This window comes from Sporosarcina saromensis, from assembly GCF_054901285.1.
This window is the reverse complement of record NZ_CM142738.1, coordinates 310,645-327,142: the sequence shown is the minus strand read 5'-3', so window position 1 is coordinate 327,142 and position 16,498 is coordinate 310,645. Positions and strand designations below refer to the sequence as shown.

Below are 16,498 nucleotides of genomic sequence, written 5' to 3'. Positions count from 1 at the left end.
AAAATGAAGGATTCTAATAGGATTATGTCGAATTGAAGAAAGTGGAAGCGTTTGCAATAAATTATGTGTACTAGAAAGGGGAATTTCTAAATGCGTTTGACAAACTTTATCGGTGGAGCTTGGCAAGAAGACGGAGGTGCTGAATTTGCAGCGGTAACGAATCCGGCAACCGGGGAAGAATTGGCGCAAGTTCGTTTATCAACTAAACAAGACGTGGACCAGGCTGTGGCGGCTGCAAAAAAAGCGCAGAAAGATTGGGCGCTCGTACCTGCACCTAAACGGGCGGATTACTTATATGCAATCGGGAATGTCATGAAAGAAAGGAAAGAGCACCTTGCACAAGTGTTGACGAAAGAAATGGGGAAGGTCATTGAAGAGGGCCGTGGCGAAGTGCAAGAAGGAATTGACATGGCGTTCTATATGGCGGGGGAAGGACGAAGGTTGTTTGGGGAAACAGTTCCTTCTGAGTTGCAAGACAAATTTGCAATGAGCGTCCGTGCGCCAATTGGGGTTGTTGGTTTGATTACACCGTGGAATTTCCCAGTGGCGATTGCGACGTGGAAATCGTTTCCGGCAATCGTTGCAGGCAATACGTTTGTGTGGAAACCCGCTACGGAAACACCGATGATGGCCTATGAAATGGCGAAGATTTTCGAAGAGGTAGGGTTGCCTGCTGGAGTTGCCAACATCGTGTTCGGATCTGGAACGGAAGTGGGAACGGCTATGATTGAGCACCCTGATGTGCGTGTCATTTCGTTTACAGGTTCAACAGATACGGGTCGCCACGTGGCAGAAACAGGCGGACGTAATTTGAAGAAAGTATCACTTGAAATGGGCGGTAAAAACGCGGTCATCGTTATGGATGATGCAGATATTGACTTGGCAGTCGAAGGGATTTTATGGAGTGCATTCGGAACAGCGGGTCAACGTTGTACGGCATGTAGTCGCGTCATTGTGCATAAAGATGTTAAAGAGGAACTGGAAGAGAAACTGTTAGCTTCTATGCAACAGTTAACAATTGGGAACGGGTTGGACGAGTCCGTCAAAATTGGCCCGGTTATCAATGCAAAAGCGATCGAGAAAATCCAAAAGTATGTTGAAATCGGAAAAGAGGAAGGCGCAAAGTTGTTAGCGGGAGGCAATGTGCTAACAGAAGGGGACTTAGCAAACGGCCATTATTTCGAACCGACATTATTTACGGATGTGAAGTGGGATAGTCGCTTGGCACAAGAAGAGATTTTTGGTCCGGTCGTGTCTTTGATTGAAGTCAGTAGTTTGGATGAAGCGATCGAAGTGAACAATAGTGTCATTTTCGGCCTTTCCAGTTCCATCTTCTCGAGAGACGTAAACAAAGTGTTCCGCGCACAACGTGATTTGGATACAGGGATTGTCTATGTGAACGCGGGAACGACGGGTGCTGAAATCCATCTGCCGTTCGGGGGGACGAAAGGGACAGGGAACGGTCACCGCGATTCAGGCGTGGCGGCACTTGACGTGTTCACGGAGTGGAAGAGCATTTATGTTGATTTCAGTGGAAAATTGCAACGCGCGCAAATTGATACGGAGTAAAGCAGTAGAGATATAGGTGCTTGATGCTATTGTATATTGAGCACAGTGTAATTGACTCATAAGCTACCGAAAGGGATTCGATACAGGCAAACAGGTAGTTGTCTCGGTGAAATCTAGTGGAATGGGAGATGTTAATATGAAAGTAGTCGTACTCGGTGCAGGATTGATGGGAAAAGAGGCCGTACGTGACCTTGTGCAAAGTGCTGGAGTCACAAACGTTTATCTAGCAGACTTGCATACACAGCAAGCGGAGGATTTTGCGGAAAAACTGCAGTCCGATAAGCTTGAAGTTATTAAATTGGATGCGACGGATGATGAGCAATTAAAGCAAGTGATGGGACTAGGGGAAGTTGTCATCAATGCGTTGTTTTATACATTTAATGAAAAAGTTGCAAAAATGGCCGTCGAAATCGGTGTCCATTCGATCGATTTAGGGGGACATATCGGTGGTGCGACGGACGCGGTGCTGGAATTGGCAGAAGAAGCGAAAGAAAAAGGGGTAACGATTATTCCCGATTTAGGTGTTGCACCTGGGATGATTAATATTCTAACGGGGTATGGCGCAGGAAAACTGGAGAAAGTCGAAGCTATTAAGCTCTATGTGGGGGGGATTCCAGTTGAGCCGGAACTGCCACTGAACTATAATGTCGTTTTCTCGCTAGAAGGGGTATTCGACCACTATACAGACCCTTCCCATGTGATTCGAAATGGCGAACTAAAGGAAATTCCCTCATTGTCTGAAGTCGAAACGATTCATTTTGATAAATACGGGGAACTGGAAGCGTTCCATACGTCAGGCGGCACGTCGACATTGACAAAGACATTCAAGGACGTTCAAACGTTGGAATACAAAACAATCCGTTACAAAGGCCATGCAGAGAAATTCCAGCTGCTCGTCGACTTAGGGTTGTTGTCCCGTGACAACGAAGTGACAGTCAATGGGCAGTCCGTAAAAGTTCGCGACGTCATGCGCGAGCAATTATCACCCCAGTTGCGTTTAGGAGATAAATCTGACGCGGTTCTACTTCGCGTCATCGTAAGTGGCGAAGCGCATGGCATGCCTGCAACGTACGAGTATAATCTTGTGACGGAAAAGGATTTGACGGTGAATGAAACCGCGATGGCAAGAGCGACTGCAAACACGATTTCCGTTGTTGCCCAAATGATTGGCAATGGAACGATTACAAAGCGTGGCGTCCATCCTCCTGAATGTATCGTTCCCGGAGAACCGTACATTGAAGAGATGAAAAAACGCGGCGTCATCATTGAAGAGACGGTAAAAACCCAAGAAGCACATGTTTGATAGCGAAGAGTGGAAAGGGGTCGGAGAAGTTGAATTTTGACTTTACAGATGAGCAGCAAATGTTGCGTAAGACGGCAAGACAATTTGTGGATGAAGAAATTATGCCGCACATCCAACGTTGGGATGCGGAAGGTGGTTTCGACCAAGCGATTTGGAAGAAGCTTGCCGATCTAGGTTTTATGGGTGTTTGTATTCCAGAACAATACGGTGGTAGCGGCATGGACTACAATTCATTGGCCATCCTTTGCGAAGAGTTGGAACGTGGGGACACGGCGTTCCGTACGGCCGTTTCTGTCCACATCGGGCTGAACTCGATGTCGATCTTGCAATGGGGAACGGAAGAACAGAAGCAGAAGTACCTAGTCCCGCAAGCGAAAGGTGAAAAAGTGGGAGCATTTGGCCTTACTGAACCAGGGGCAGGCTCGGACGTAGCTGCGATGGCAACAACTGCAGTGCGCGATGGCGATGACTACATTATTAATGGCCAGAAGACGTGGATTTCATTATGCGACATTGCCGACCACTTCCTCGTTTTCGCGTATACGGATAAATCTAAAAAGCACCATGGCATTAGTGCATTTATCGTCGAACGTTCCACGCCAGGCTTTTCATCCAAAGCAATCAAAGGGAAATACGGCATTCGTGCGGGAAATACGGGTGAACTATTTTTTGAAGATATGCGGGTGCCGGCTGCTAATCTTCTTGGTGAAGAAGGCGAAGGATTTAAAATCGCGATGGCATCACTTGATAACGGTCGATTTACCGTTGCAGCGGGGGCTGTCGGACTCATTATGGCATGTCTAGAAGAAAGCGTGAACTATTGTCATGACCGCGAAACGTTTGGCAAGCCGATCGGCAAACATCAACTCGTCCAACAAATGATTGCGAATATGGAAGCAGGCTATCAAATGAGCCGCTTACTCGTCTATCGAGCTGGTGAGTTAAAGAACAAAGGTGTCCGCAATACGCGTGAGACGTCACTTGCAAAATGGCAAGCATGTGATTTTGCGAATAAAGCGGCAGACGATGCTTTCCAAATCCATGGTGCGTATGGCTACTCTGATGAGTACCCGGTTGCACGCTTCTTGCGCAATTCCAAAGCACCTGTCATATACGAAGGAACACGTGAGATTCATACGATTATGCAAGCTGAATATGTACTCGGTTACCGGGAAGACAAAAAGCTGAGCCATATGCTGCCAGGATGGCCGTTTGAATAACTGCTAAATGTGTAAACGCCAAGAGACGTATCGCTCTTGGCGTTTTGCATATGATCCTAGCAAACTGAAATGCCATCCCTAACAGGTCCAGGGTAACGAATAAATCCGTATTTACACTCATAAACTTGTTTCAGTGATTAAAGAGACCATCTAGCGTAATTTGTGGTAAAGCTGTAACTGTTCCTTTCAATTTGTAAATAGTTACAGTTTGTATATAATTGGATTGACATACAAACTGCTCTTACGAATCGGAGGATACAATGTATAAATTTGTTGCGTTTATCGCTAAAATGATTTTCTTTTTTATTGCTAAAATCGAGTTGAAAGATCTGCATAAATTACCTGTGAGTGGCGGATATATCATTACATGCTCACATCGTGGCTGGCTTGAAATTATTGCACTTGGTATTTCATTACCAAAGCCCATTCATTTTATGGCAAAGAAAGAATTGTTCTCGAGAAAACAAATCGGTAGTTTTTTGACAAGTATTCATGCATTTCCTATCGACCGAGAAAATCCTTCGCCAAGCAGTATAAAAATTCCTGTGAAGTTACTGAAATCAGGTGAAGTGGTTGGCATCTTTCCGAGTGGTACAAGGTCAACAGAAGATACCTCTGTAAAAAGGGGAGCGGTGACAATTGCCAATTTAGCTAAAGTTCCAATCGTACCTGTCACTTACAATGGGCCTGCTAGCTTTAAGGAAGCTTGGAAATACAGAAAAGCGATCATAACAATCGGCGATCCGTTCGCCGTTACGATGAGTGATAAGAATTCACTTCAGGCCTATTCTGAAAAGTTGGAGCGCGCAATTCATTCTGCATAACGAATGATCGTCTACTGAAGCATGAGGATGGTGATGGATATGAAGAAGAAACTAAAAGCAACGCTAGTCGGAGCGGGTTTGTTGGTCGCAATATCGGGTTGTGGTACAAGTTCAAGTAATGGCAATCTGGTGATTTCGGAAGGGGTGGAATACGAGGTGACAGATTACGAAAAAATTGTCGCACCGAATAATGACTTAGCGTATAAGCTATTAGACGAAATTCAAACCGATGATGATGGAAATGTTTTTTTCTCTCCGACAAGTCTATTCATGGCATTAGCAATGGTCTATAACGGGGCGGATGGAGATACGAAAGTTGAAATGGCGAAAGCGATGCAAGCTGAAGGCATAGATGCAATGGAATTGAATAAAGCAAATGCCGCTCTCATGACCATGTTAAACAAAGACAGCGAAGATATTCAGTTACGGATTGCCAATTCAATTTGGTTGAATAAAGACTATGCGTTTACAAAGGACTTCGCGCAACGGACGAAGGATTATTTTAATGCAGAAACGCAACGGATTGAAGTGGCCAGCAGTGATTCTGTAAAGAAAATTAATGACTGGGTCAAAAAAGCGACGAATGACAAAATCGATAAAATGGTGGAAAGTCCGCTTGATGAAAATCTCGTCGCGATGCTTTTGAACGCCATCTATTTTAAAGGCGATTGGAAGCATCCGTTTGATAAAAAAGATACGGAAGAGCGTGTGTTTCATGTGAACTCGAGGTATCAAAAAGTCGCTCCATTCATGAAGCTGGAAAGAAAATTAGCCTATATGGCGAACAATGAATTCCAAGCGGTTCGACTCCCGTACGCAAAAGGTGAAATGAGTATGACAGTTGTCCTTCCGAATGCGCATACGAATTTAGAAGGATTCAAGGAGAAATTGTCTACTGAGAACTGGGAAATGCTACTGCAAACTACTTTCACTGAAATGGAAGGCACGCTGCTGTTACCGAAGTTCAAGTTAGAGTATGAAGCAGGACTGAATGAAGCGTTAAATGCGCTCGGTATGCAGCAAGCATTCACGAAAGATGCTGATTTCAGCAAAATGGTAGAAGACGGAAATGTGTTGATCACTTCGGTGAAGCAGAAAACCTATCTTGATGTGAATGAAGAAGGAACGGAAGTTGCGGCTGTTACTGGAACAGAAATGGGTGTGACATCTGCTCCACCAGGAGATCCATTCTATATGGAAGTAAATCGACCGTTCTTCTTGATGATCAAGGATGAGGAAACGGGAGCTGCGCTGTTTGTGGGGTATGTGACGAATCCGAAGTGACTTGTTTTAAGTGGCGTTCTAGAGAAGTATGCGGTGTTTCGGAGTGATATGCGGCGAACGGGAGAAGTATGCGGTGTTTCGGAGTAATATGCGGCAAACGGGAGAAGTATGCGGCGTTTTGGAGCGATATGCGGCGAATGGGAGAAATATGCCGCGATTTTTGGAGATATACGACGATTGGACGCGGGTGGTTGGAGTAGAAGGGTGCGTGGTCGCGCAGGAAGCTCTTCACAAGCTAGGGGTTTAAGTAAGCGAAAACGTGTGTTAAAGATTAAGTTGATTCACAAAAATTGTTGTAAATTGGTTAGATTTTCATGAAATCCTTTTTCACTCCTATGCTAAAATAAAGTCAAAAGCCCATGAATAGGAGTGTTGCAGTATGAAGATCATCCCCTCAAAGAAAATGTCAATTTTTTCTCCAGCAATTTTTGGAGACTTGAAAGCTGCAGCAACTGCCAAGAAGAATACGGGTGCAAACGTTGTCGATTTAAGTCTAGGCAGTCCGGATTTGCCACCAGATGAAAAAATCAGACAAGTGCTATCTGAGCAAAGTGCATTAGCAACCTCTTACGGATACACATTAGGTGGTACAAAACGGTTTAACGAAGCGGTAGCAAACTATTATAAACGCCGTTCAGGAGTACAATTAAATCCGGAAACGGAGATACTTCAAACGATGGGCTCACAAGAAGGATTGGTCCACCTTCCTTTCGCATTTTGTGATGAAGGGGATATCGTTTTAACGACAAACCCTGCCTATGTTGCGTATGATGCAGGTATTAAATTAGCAGGTGCAGAACCTTACTACATGCCGTTAAAAACAGAGAACGATTTTCTGCCAGATCTCAAAGCAGTCCCAACTGAGGTTGCCGAGAAAGCGAAACTCATGATCCTAAACCTTCCGGGGAATCCGGTGCCGGCCATGCCGAGTCCAGAATTCTTTGAAGAAGTTGTTGAGTTTGCAAAAAAACACAATGTCATCATTTTGCATGACGCTGCGTATTCAGAATACTATTTCACTGGAGATCAACCGATGAGTTTCTTGTCGACACCTGGCGCAATGGAAGTTGGAATGGAGATCAATTCCCTATCCAAAAGCTTCAGTCTCGCAGGTGCGCGGATTGCTTATATTGCAGGGAACGAGGAAATGATCCAACTCATCAAACAGCTCAAGTCGAATTTGGATTACGGTACATTCGGTCCAATTCAAGAGGCGGCAGCTGTGGCACTTGATAATGGAGAAGAGATAACGGACCGGTTGCGGAAAGAGTTTTCCCTTCGCCATAAAGTACTCATGGAGGGATTAGCGAAAATCGGCTGGACAGCAACGCCATCAGCGGGTGGGATGTTCGTTTGGGCAAAGTATCCTTACGACATGGATGATGTGGAATTTGTATTTAAAGCAATTCATGAAGCCGGTGTCGTCATGGTACCTGGAAGTATTTTTGGTTCTGAAGGGAAAGGGTATGTCCGAATGGCACTCGTGCAGAACGAACAAGCGTTGAGCCAAGCGGTTGACCAATTAAGGTTGTTGAAATGATAGTAATTGAAATGTTAGCAAGGATGAGATAGATATCTCCCTTGCTAACATTTTTTATTTCGTAAGATGAAATTATTGAATATGTTTATCTGTAGTTTAAAATAATTAACATTGATATTAATTATTTTAAATTATTGCTTGTGTTTAGAAAATATCTGGGATATGATGGATGCAAGAGAAAGGAGGACGATGAAAATTATGGGATTTCCCGTTATTAGCCACTGTCCTGTCTGTAGTGAAACGTTAAAAATTACAAAGCTCCATTGTTCGAAGTGTCATACAAGCATTGAAAATGAATTTGAGTTATCAAAACTAGCGGCATTATCGGGTGATCAGTTGCACTTCGTTGAAGTATTCCTAGCTTGTAGGGGAAACATTAAAGAGGTGGAAAAAGAGTTAGGTATTTCTTATCCGACGGTTCGTGGGAAGCTCAATGAAGTAGTTAGTTCACTTGGCTATGAACTGAAGAAGAAAAACGATGTCGATGAGAAGAAGGTAATTGCCATGTTGGCAAGTGGAGAGATTACGCCGGAAGAAGCCATTTCACTGTTGAAAAATGAATAGGGGGAATTCATGATGAACACAGAAATTGAAAAAGTATTGACGATGGTGCAAGAAGGAAAAGTCGATGCAGCGAAGGGATCGGAACTAATTGAAGTTTTGCAAAAGAGGGATTCGGGGAATGGGACTTCGACTACACCAGTTGCATACGCTGACAAAGTATTGAAAATCCGTGTTGTTACAGCTGAAAATGATAATGTTTCCGTCAACTTGCCTATTAAACTCATTAAAGTCCTGTTGAAAGCTGGCTATAATATTGCAGGGAACATTCCGCAGTCCGAGAAGTACGTGAAGGATCTAGACATAGATATTATCATTGAGGCAATTGAAAATGAATTGGATGGACCTATTGTCGATGTGAAAGCAGCGGATGGAGACACTGTTTCCATTGTGATTGAATGACATGATGAAAGTTAAGTTGAAGACAGATAAAATACGTTTATTCATTCCAATACCGTATATATTTCTACGGATTGGCATTACGATCCTTTCGTCTGCGAGAATACAGCAGAAAATTAATGAGTTAATCGTTAAGGAACAGAAAAAAGAAGATGCAAACGTTTTTGTGCTTCCGCCGTTAGACAAAAACGAGCTTCGAGCGATTGTGAACGAACTAAAAAAACATAGAGGTTTTACTCTCGTAGATGTAAAGGCCAACGACGGCACGGAAGTTGTTTTGAAATTATGACTGGTTTTATTTTTCAAATGTGGGGATTGGAGCTGTCAATACAATCGTGTGTTTCGATGAATTTGCGCTTAACCATATTTCATGAAAAGACATAGTAATTGTTGAGAAGATGCTTAAGGCATCTTTTTTCTTTTTGTATAGATTTAATGGATCGACTTTTAGCATTTTTATAGAATGTTTAGAGCGAATATTCGTAAAGAAAAAACTTGAAATCCTTTTTAAATTACCGTTTAATGTTTTTTAAAACTTGCATTCGGAACGTTTGCGTTTTATAAAGTGATAAATAAATTAATCAAAGAAGACTTCTCCCTTTTTTAAGTTTAAAGTGTGGTTATTAATGGTGACGATATAGTTATTTTTCCATTCTACATTAGCCTCGTGCATAGGGTCTTCGTAATAAATTCTTTTTTTAAACCAAAGAGGTCCATTTAGAACGCCTGTTACACTAATCGAGGTAGCTGCTCCACCATTCAGGGTATAAAAGTCGATAACAATTTCATTATCAGGAGATTGTGTTGTTTCAATATGCTCTCTCGCCATTGTATTTACTGCCACCCCTAATAAAAAAGCTATCGAAAGGGGAACTGTAATTATCACCGTTAACCAACTTCTCCACTTTGCTCGTTTACTACTTTTATCTTTAAACCCTATAATGGCGATAATAAAATTAAAAACGGAAAGTAACCAAAGAGTCAATGCATCTGGTGCCAATTGCCATGTTCGATTGTAAGATGCATAAAGTGCTTGAAAGGAAAGCCCTAATAATAGAAAACATAATATGAATGACCATAAATTGTATTTATTCCCCAAATCGAATTTCCCCCTCTTAAGGTTATCTCTTAATAGGTATAAGCGCTAATTCATTCATGGTTGAATAGGAAAATAGTACGCTCTTGAAAAGAGAGAGTAAATCTATAAGACATTGCTGTTAACACTTGATAGTAATGGTAGAATAGAAGAAGCAGCTACATTAGCGGATGGGCGGTTTGGCACTCCCTTGAGAAAGGGGGTGTTTACATGGTGACATATGACGCAATGAACATGTTATTTCAATTTGGATTGTTCCTCGCAGCAGCGGTAACAGCCGTTGTAGCGATTATTGCGTTGTTCATTAACAGAAAAAAGTAACCACCCTCCGCTACTGCTAGGAAGCTGAGTGGTTACTCCTTGTAACACCTTAATCTTTTTCCTGGCCAACCGCACTTCATGCGGATGTCAGCTGAATTGACTAGGTGTTTGCGCACCTGGTCTTTTTTAGTATATGCCTAGTTTAGCACAATTATGTTCAGAATACACATATAAAATGCCGTGGATAAAAGTAGTGTACCCTAAGGATTGTTCGGTAACCTTCATCCACAATTTATTAGTCTTTCAGAGTGTAGACAGAGTCAAAGATGACTGTGTCTACACTCTTTTTTACTGAAATTCCTCCCTTGTACAAATGAGCAAACAAACTTTTTAATATATAAATATTTGTATATAAGTATTTACATATCAAATTTTGTTTGATATGGTTATTTGAAATAATTAGATAGAGGAGCCCAAAAGATGCTCATTAAAACAAATAGCTCATTTCGTAACCTATTTTTCGGCAGACTTTTAAGTGTCTTTGCAGATGCGATGATTTTCTATGCCTTGTTAAAATGGATAGAGTTGCAATCTGGTAGTTCTGACTCTTTAACACTGTTCTTCATTGCTTACTACATCCCTTTTGCTATTTTAGGAATTCCTGTGGGAAGTTGGATTGAAGGGCGAACACTTCAGAAGGTAATGATTGTTTCGGATGCCTTGCGGGTCGTTATACTCTGTATCTTTCCTATAATTCTGTACGTTGCGCCATACCATTGGGCTTATTTGCTATTATTTTTATTAAGCGCTTTACAACTGTTCTTTATCCCTGCCAATCAAGCCTTACTTCCCAGTATTGTGAGTACTGAGGAGCGGGCAAAGGCAAACAGTTTGTTTCAAATGGGGTTTACAGTAACTAAGATTATTGGTCAAATCAGTACGACCTTGCTTATCAAATTGCTGTTTCCTATCCCAGTTTTGCTTTTCATTGCAGCAGGGTTGCTCGTACTGTCTCTTCTTTTTATCCGTGCAGTTCGACCGTATAGTAAAAATAATCAAGTCATTCGACGTGGAAAGTTACAAATGATAAAAGATGGGTTACTCTATGTATGGAGCCACTCTACATTCAAAACGCTTTTTACTTTTTTGACCCTAGCAATGTTCGTTGCGACGTCTGTAGATCTAGTGCTACTCTCTTTTTTGACAGATGTTTTGCATGTCGGGGTGGAGAACTTGAGTTTCATAGGAGCGGCTTCTCTCGTGGGTATTATGCTTGGGGCATACATGGCTCCCAAGTTTTATCCGAAGTTGGATAGAAAATGGCTGCTGATTCCACCGTTATTTGCTTTAGGTAGCAGTGTTGGTGGCCTGCTATTTATAACAAATTGGCAATGGATCCTCCCGTTTTTCTTTTTGCAAGGTATCGCATTAGGTGGATTTAATGTGACGCTTGTCACCTATTTACAAGATGAAGTCCATAATGACTATTACACACGTACTTTCAGTCTGTATCAAATGATTACTACCTCTGTAGCGTTACCTGGCATTGTTATTACAGGACTTTTACTAAGGGAAATTGAAACAATTCATACGATACAAGTGATGACTGGCATATTGTTCGTGCTAGGTATCATCGGGTGCTTTGTCTTTCCGCAATTAGGAAAGGGAGCTGCCAAAAGTGCAACATCATAGAAAGGATGAAATTCGAATGACATTAAAACATGCAATTTTAGGCTTGTTAAGTAAATGGGATGCGACAGGCTATGATATAAAGAAGGAATTTGATGATTTCATGAGCATTTTTTGGCACTCACATCTTTCGCAAATTTACCCTGAACTAAATAAGCTGGAAGTTGAAGGGCTTGTTACAAGTAAGCTTGTTTCGCAAGATGGAAAACCGCAAAAAAAAGTATACTCCATATCCAATGAAGGTATAAATGAAATCACCAACTGGGTGGCGTCTCCACCTGAACTCCCAAAAATGAAAGATTCTTTTTTAATGCAAGTGTTTTTCATGGACAATATTTCTGCAGATGAGGTCATCTTTCAACTAAAGTATTATCAAGGAGTCCGGCAAAAACGATTCGACGAGATGCAGCGTACGGTAAAAGAAGCATGGAAATCAATTAAAGAGCGAAACATCATGACACCTAGGATTCTCGTGTCTTCTGCTGTGTTACGCAGAGGGTTGGAGCAGGAAATGCAGTACATAAAATGGTGTGAGGAAACCATCCAATTAGTCGAAGCTTGTAAGTCACTATGGGATGTGGATGCCTCAACTGATTCTATGATTCCGATTGACGCTGCTAGAGGGTTGGTAGAAGACTACTTTAGCGAGCTAGGATACTCTAAGAAGATGAACTTGGATACGGAGTAATGATCCACAAGTCATACTAGCCGTCAAAGTGTCGTTAGTTAAGAAAAACACTTGCAAAGATTAACGCAAGGGCGTATGATGATGACTAGATGACCAAAAACGTTTTTTAGTCATAACGGTAGAAGAGGTGAGGAAGTGGATCGTAGACAGGAAATTATGGAAGCAGCCGCTAAATCATTTTCCTTGTTTGGGTATAAGGCGACGACGATGGACCAGGTGGCGAAAATCGCGAATGTCGGCAAGGGAACCATTTACACGTTCTTTTCAAATAAAGAAGAATTGTTCAATGCGATTGTGTTGAAAATGATTGCTGAAATGCAAGCTTCTACAGATGCTGTAACAGTTGAAGGCGCGCCGTTTGCACAAAATGCACATGCACGTCTCATGCAAATCTTAACATTTCGGAAGACGCATCAATTGTATGCAAAGCTGATCGAAGAAGAAAAAGAGCTTCGTACGCCTGCTGTCATTGAAGTATTAGCGAACATAGAAAGTGAAATCGTCTCCACCATTCAAGCGAAAATCGAACGGGCCATCCATAAAGGCGAATTAAAACCTTGTGATAGCGAACTCGTTGCTTATCTCCTCTTTAAATCGTATATGGCGTTAGTCGTCGACTGGGGAAAAACGCATGACGAGGAATTGACGGAAGAACGGATTGCGGGCTTATTAAGTGGTACAATTTTTAAATGTCTCTTAGCTTGAGACGCTTTTTTTATTCTAAAATGACCAATTGAACATTTTGGTCAATTCGTATTAAATGGAGGAATAGTAGATGAAAAAATCAATGATAGGTGCTGAATGGAAGCAGTTGTTTCGGACGAGAAAAATGCTCGTACCACTAATTGCGATTCTATTTATCCCTGTTTTATATGCAGGTATGTTCTTGTGGGCGTTTTGGGATCCGTATGCGAATATGGATGCATTGCCTGTGGCGGTCGTCAATTCGGATGAAGGTGCTGAGTTGGAAGGCAAACAGCTTGCAATCGGTGACGAGCTGGTGGATAAACTGATGGAGAGTAAGAATTTCAACTTCCAAGTTGTATCCAAAATGGATGCGGAAGAAGGCTTGAAAGGGCAAGAATACTATATCGCGATTGAAATACCGGAGAACTTCTCGGAGCATGCAACAACGTTGTTGGATGAAAATCCTGAGAAGCTAACGATCATTTACAAGCCGAATGAGGGGTATAATTTCCTTTCCGCTCAAATCGGTGAAACGGCGATGGATCGCATTCGGGCTGAGGTGAACGAGAAAGTTGCTTCGACGTACGCTGAGCAGTTGTTTGACTCAATCGCAACAATGGGTGACGGTTTTGGCGAAGCCGCGGACGGTGCAGGTGCGTTGCATGATGGGGCGAGTAAGCTTGCGGATGGTGCCAAAGACTTGAAAGGATACTTGGAAACATTGGCGTCGAGTACAGTGACGTTGAAGGACGGTTCTGATCGTTTGGCAAAAGGAACTGCAGACGCTGCTAAAGGCGCAACTGAATTGGATCAAGGGATTGGCACTTTAGCTGCTGGTGCGAAAGAGCTACAGACAGGGGCTCAACAAGCTTCTGGCGGAGCAACTGATTTGCAGAACGGCATTACAAATTATACAGCTGCAGTCGCAAAATTGAAGGATAGTTATGCACAAATCGGTAAAAAAGAGCAAGAGTTTGGTCAAGCGGTTGCGACGGTTGACGAGAAGACAGGTACGTTAAACGGGGCGGCACAAAAACTAACAGCCGGCTCTAAAAATGTGCAAACGGGCATTACGAACTTGTCCGATCAATTAAGCCCCGTGCTCGCTTCACTTCCTGAGGAACAGCAGGCGGCGCTCAAAAATGCACTTGCTCAATTGCAACAAGGCAGTGCGGAATTGACAGGCGGCATGCAAGAGCTATCAGCAGGAACGGCGGCGCTTCATGAAGGAACGACACAATTGCGTGACGCAGCTGGACAGTTGAGTGGCGCACATGGGCAAGCACTTGCAGGAATCAATCAACTGGATGAATCATCTAGCCAATTGGTAAATGGTTCGGAAAAACTTGCAACAGGAAACACCGCTTTGGCGCAAGGTCTTGCACAGCTTGCGGATGGTGCAGATAAGGCGCAAGCTGGATCATCCAGTCTTGTTGCTGGATTAAATGAATTAAATGCAGGAACAGGTTCGTTGAAAGAGGGAACAGGTACACTGGCAACGAAATCGAAGGAGCTTGCGGATGGATCAACAACGTTGACAGATGGCATGAAAGAGTTGGACGAAGGGACACTCACATTACAGGAGAAATTAAAAGAAGCGAATGAAACTGCGAGTGAAGTAAATCCGAATGAGAAAACGTACGACATGGCAGCCGCTCCGGTCGATGTCGACAAAGAGGGGATAAACGAAGTACCAAACTACGGTACTGGCTTTGCACCGTACTTCTTGTCACTCGGTTTATTCGTAGGTGCGTTGTTATTATCGATCGTCTTCCCGCTCGTCGAACCGGCCATTCATCCGACTGGCGCATTCAGATGGTTGGCAAGTAAAGTATCCGTCTTAGCAGTCGTCGGTTTGATACAAGCGCTTGTTGCGGTTGTCATCATTAAATACGGACTCGGGATGGAAACTGTCAGCACGCCGTTGTTCATCTTGACGGCAATCATTACGAGCTATACGTTCATCGCGATCGTCCAAATGTTCGTATCGATCTTTGGTGACCCGGGTCGCTTCATGGCAATCATCATTTTGATCTTGCAATTAACGACTAGTGCAGGAACGTTCCCGTTGGAATTAATTCCTGAACCGCTGCAAGTGTTTAATACGATCTTGCCGATGACGTATTCGGTTCAAGCGTTCAAAGCAGCGATTTCAACAGGCGATTTCACACATTTATGGAACAGCAACGGCATTATGATTGGCTTCATGGTCGCATGCCTTGCGTTAACATTTGGCTATTTCGCGCTGTTGTTCAAAAAACGGTATTCCAGAGAAACGGTAGAAGCATAAGCAAAAGCGATCCCCGGATACGTTCGGAGGATCGCTTTTTTGAATCGCGTTATGATGGTGCGTGGAGAGAGATTGAACGGTCCGCGTATTGGGAGTAGGTGTTGCTCCACGTTTAAAGTGAAGTGCTCCGCGCTCAACCAAGCGAAATCCACGCGAAAAAAAGAGCGGCTCGCTTACCCGAACCGCTCAACTCTAATGTTCAACCGCTTTAAGATCCGACAAAATCGCCGCCGTCTACATGAATCGTTTGACCTGTCATATAACTGGAGTCAGTTGATGCAAGAAATACATAAGCCGGTGCGTTTTCTGCTGGCTGTCCTCGACGTTTGACCGGTGTGTCTGCGCCGTGCTGTTCCACTTGTTTTGCGTCAAATGTAGCAGGAATGAGTGGTGTCCAAATAGGTCCCGGTGCCACGGCATTTACGCGGATGCCTTTGTCTGCTAAGTTTAATGCAAGTGAGCGTGTGAAAGTGGTAATGGCCCCTTTAGTTGCCGAGTAATCGATTAAGCCTGGCGAGCCGTTGTACGCGGTGACGGATGACGTATTGATAATCGTATCGCCTTTTTGCATATGTGCCAATGCCGCTTTTGACAAATAAAACAACCCGAAGAAGTTTGTATCAAATGTTTCGCGCAGTTGGTCGCTGGAGATGTTCGCAATGTCGTCTTGAGGGAATTGCTTCCCAGCGTTATTAACTAATATGTTTAAACTTCCAAATTCGCGTACCACGTCGTCGATTAACGACTCACAATTTTCTTCTTCACTAATATCAATCCGAAACTTTTTAGCTTTCCCGCCGTACTTTTCAATGAGCTCCACGGTTTTATTCGCATCGACATCTTCTTCCTCATCCAAGTACGCAATGGCGACGTTTGCACCTTCTTTTGCGAAAGCGACCGCTACTGCTCGTCCAATCCCGCTATCTCCACCAGTAATTAATGCGTTCTTCCCTTTCAATTTACCTGAGCCTTTGTAATTTTCATCGTCATAAATCGGAGCAGGATCCATTTCTGCTTCAATGCCTGGTTGGTGTTGCTGCGTCTGTGGTGTAACTTGTTCATCTGTTTTTTCGTATTTATTATTCAT

Annotated in this window: 16 protein-coding genes; 14 read left to right on the top strand and 2 right to left on the bottom strand. The window is 43.1% G+C overall.

Annotation, left to right across the window (positions count from 1 at the left end; all coding sequences use genetic code 11):
• Positions 1-90: 90 nt before the first annotated feature.
• From ACVHUV_RS01435 to ACVHUV_RS01395, 9 genes are all read left to right on the top strand, one after another.
• Positions 91-1,569 (top strand): aldehyde dehydrogenase family protein, encoded by a 1,479-nt coding sequence (locus ACVHUV_RS01435; protein ID WP_462085873.1) that lies wholly within the window; start codon positions 91-93, stop codon positions 1,567-1,569.
• Positions 1,570-1,705: 136 nt separating this feature from the next.
• A complete protein-coding gene (locus ACVHUV_RS01430; protein WP_462085872.1) occupies positions 1,706-2,872 on the top strand; it encodes a saccharopine dehydrogenase family protein in 1,167 nt (388 codons plus the stop codon).
• A gap of 29 nt (positions 2,873-2,901) precedes the next feature.
• On the top strand, positions 2,902-4,092 hold the full coding sequence (locus ACVHUV_RS01425; protein WP_317944716.1) for an acyl-CoA dehydrogenase family protein: 1,191 nt from the start codon (positions 2,902-2,904) through the stop codon (positions 4,090-4,092).
• Between the two features lie 260 nt (positions 4,093-4,352).
• Positions 4,353-4,916 (top strand): lysophospholipid acyltransferase family protein, encoded by a 564-nt coding sequence (locus tag ACVHUV_RS01420; RefSeq protein WP_317944714.1) that lies wholly within the window; start codon positions 4,353-4,355, stop codon positions 4,914-4,916.
• A 39-nt stretch (positions 4,917-4,955) separates the two neighbouring features.
• The gene (locus tag ACVHUV_RS01415; RefSeq protein ID WP_462085871.1) at positions 4,956-6,200 is read left to right on the top strand and encodes a serpin family protein; all 1,245 of its coding nucleotides are present in this window, start codon (positions 4,956-4,958) and stop codon (positions 6,198-6,200) included.
• 379 nt (positions 6,201-6,579) lie between these two features.
• Positions 6,580-7,740: an aminotransferase class I/II-fold pyridoxal phosphate-dependent enzyme gene (locus tag ACVHUV_RS01410; protein WP_462085870.1), complete on the top strand. Its 1,161-nt coding sequence runs from the start codon at positions 6,580-6,582 to the stop codon at positions 7,738-7,740.
• Positions 7,741-7,938: 198 nt separating this feature from the next.
• Positions 7,939-8,304, top strand: a complete 366-nt coding sequence (locus ACVHUV_RS01405) for a DUF2089 domain-containing protein (protein ID WP_317944729.1) — start codon at positions 7,939-7,941, stop codon at positions 8,302-8,304.
• Between the two features lie 12 nt (positions 8,305-8,316).
• Positions 8,317-8,703 (top strand): SHOCT-like domain-containing protein, encoded by a 387-nt coding sequence (locus tag ACVHUV_RS01400; protein WP_317944711.1) that lies wholly within the window; start codon positions 8,317-8,319, stop codon positions 8,701-8,703.
• A 1-nt stretch (position 8,704) separates the two neighbouring features.
• Positions 8,705-8,989, top strand: a complete 285-nt coding sequence (locus ACVHUV_RS01395) for a hypothetical protein (RefSeq protein WP_462085869.1) — start codon at positions 8,705-8,707, stop codon at positions 8,987-8,989.
• Positions 8,990-9,277: 288 nt separating this feature from the next.
• On the opposite strand, the gene ACVHUV_RS01390 is transcribed toward ACVHUV_RS01395, so the two are convergent.
• A complete protein-coding gene (locus tag ACVHUV_RS01390) occupies positions 9,278-9,799 on the bottom strand; it encodes a DUF5412 family protein (protein WP_317944707.1) in 522 nt (173 codons plus the stop codon).
• Positions 9,800-10,006: 207 nt separating this feature from the next.
• Between ACVHUV_RS01390 and ACVHUV_RS01385 the strand changes: the two genes are divergently transcribed.
• The 5 genes from ACVHUV_RS01385 to ACVHUV_RS01365 all read left to right on the top strand — a co-directional run bounded on the left by ACVHUV_RS01385 (position 10,007) and on the right by ACVHUV_RS01365 (position 15,411).
• A complete protein-coding gene (locus tag ACVHUV_RS01385) occupies positions 10,007-10,117 on the top strand; it encodes a putative holin-like toxin (RefSeq protein ID WP_317944705.1) in 111 nt (36 codons plus the stop codon).
• Positions 10,118-10,537: 420 nt separating this feature from the next.
• Complete coding sequence (locus tag ACVHUV_RS01380; RefSeq protein ID WP_462085868.1) at positions 10,538-11,749, top strand: MFS transporter; 1,212 nt, start codon at positions 10,538-10,540, stop codon at positions 11,747-11,749.
• Positions 11,750-11,765: 16 nt separating this feature from the next.
• Positions 11,766-12,434, top strand: coding sequence for a PadR family transcriptional regulator (locus tag ACVHUV_RS01375; RefSeq protein WP_462085867.1), 669 nt, complete (start codon positions 11,766-11,768; stop codon positions 12,432-12,434).
• 135 nt (positions 12,435-12,569) lie between these two features.
• Positions 12,570-13,139, top strand: coding sequence for a TetR/AcrR family transcriptional regulator (locus ACVHUV_RS01370; protein ID WP_462085866.1), 570 nt, complete (start codon positions 12,570-12,572; stop codon positions 13,137-13,139).
• Positions 13,140-13,209: 70 nt separating this feature from the next.
• The gene (locus ACVHUV_RS01365) at positions 13,210-15,411 is read left to right on the top strand and encodes a YhgE/Pip family protein (protein ID WP_462085865.1); all 2,202 of its coding nucleotides are present in this window, start codon (positions 13,210-13,212) and stop codon (positions 15,409-15,411) included.
• Positions 15,412-15,619: 208 nt separating this feature from the next.
• Here the strand turns inward: ACVHUV_RS01365 and ACVHUV_RS01360 are convergent, their stop codons facing one another.
• Entirely contained in the window at positions 15,620-16,498 is an 879-nt protein-coding gene (locus tag ACVHUV_RS01360; RefSeq protein ID WP_317944697.1) for an SDR family oxidoreductase, read from the bottom strand.

Excerpts from the sequence above, each read along its gene's own strand:
- ACVHUV_RS01435 (WP_462085873.1), top strand. The coding sequence starts at position 91 with ATGCGTTTGACAAACTTTATCGGTGGAGCTTGGCAAGAAGACGGAGGT.
- ACVHUV_RS01430 (WP_462085872.1), top strand. The coding sequence starts at position 1,706 with ATGAAAGTAGTCGTACTCGGTGCAGGATTGATGGGAAAAGAGGCCGTA.
- ACVHUV_RS01420 (WP_317944714.1), top strand. The coding sequence starts at position 4,353 with ATGTATAAATTTGTTGCGTTTATCGCTAAAATGATTTTCTTTTTTATT.
- ACVHUV_RS01415 (WP_462085871.1), top strand. The coding sequence starts at position 4,956 with ATGAAGAAGAAACTAAAAGCAACGCTAGTCGGAGCGGGTTTGTTGGTC.
- ACVHUV_RS01410 (WP_462085870.1), top strand. The coding sequence starts at position 6,580 with ATGAAGATCATCCCCTCAAAGAAAATGTCAATTTTTTCTCCAGCAATT.
- ACVHUV_RS01405 (WP_317944729.1), top strand. The coding sequence starts at position 7,939 with ATGGGATTTCCCGTTATTAGCCACTGTCCTGTCTGTAGTGAAACGTTA.
- ACVHUV_RS01400 (WP_317944711.1), top strand. The coding sequence starts at position 8,317 with ATGAACACAGAAATTGAAAAAGTATTGACGATGGTGCAAGAAGGAAAA.
- ACVHUV_RS01395 (WP_462085869.1), top strand. The coding sequence starts at position 8,705 with ATGATGAAAGTTAAGTTGAAGACAGATAAAATACGTTTATTCATTCCA.
- ACVHUV_RS01385 (WP_317944705.1), top strand. The coding sequence starts at position 10,007 with ATGGTGACATATGACGCAATGAACATGTTATTTCAATTTGGATTGTTC.
- ACVHUV_RS01380 (WP_462085868.1), top strand. The coding sequence starts at position 10,538 with ATGCTCATTAAAACAAATAGCTCATTTCGTAACCTATTTTTCGGCAGA.
- ACVHUV_RS01375 (WP_462085867.1), top strand. The coding sequence starts at position 11,766 with ATGACATTAAAACATGCAATTTTAGGCTTGTTAAGTAAATGGGATGCG.
- ACVHUV_RS01365 (WP_462085865.1), top strand. The coding sequence starts at position 13,210 with ATGAAAAAATCAATGATAGGTGCTGAATGGAAGCAGTTGTTTCGGACG.
- ACVHUV_RS01360 (WP_317944697.1), bottom strand. The coding sequence starts at position 16,498 with ATGAATAATAAATACGAAAAAACAGATGAACAAGTTACACCACAGACG.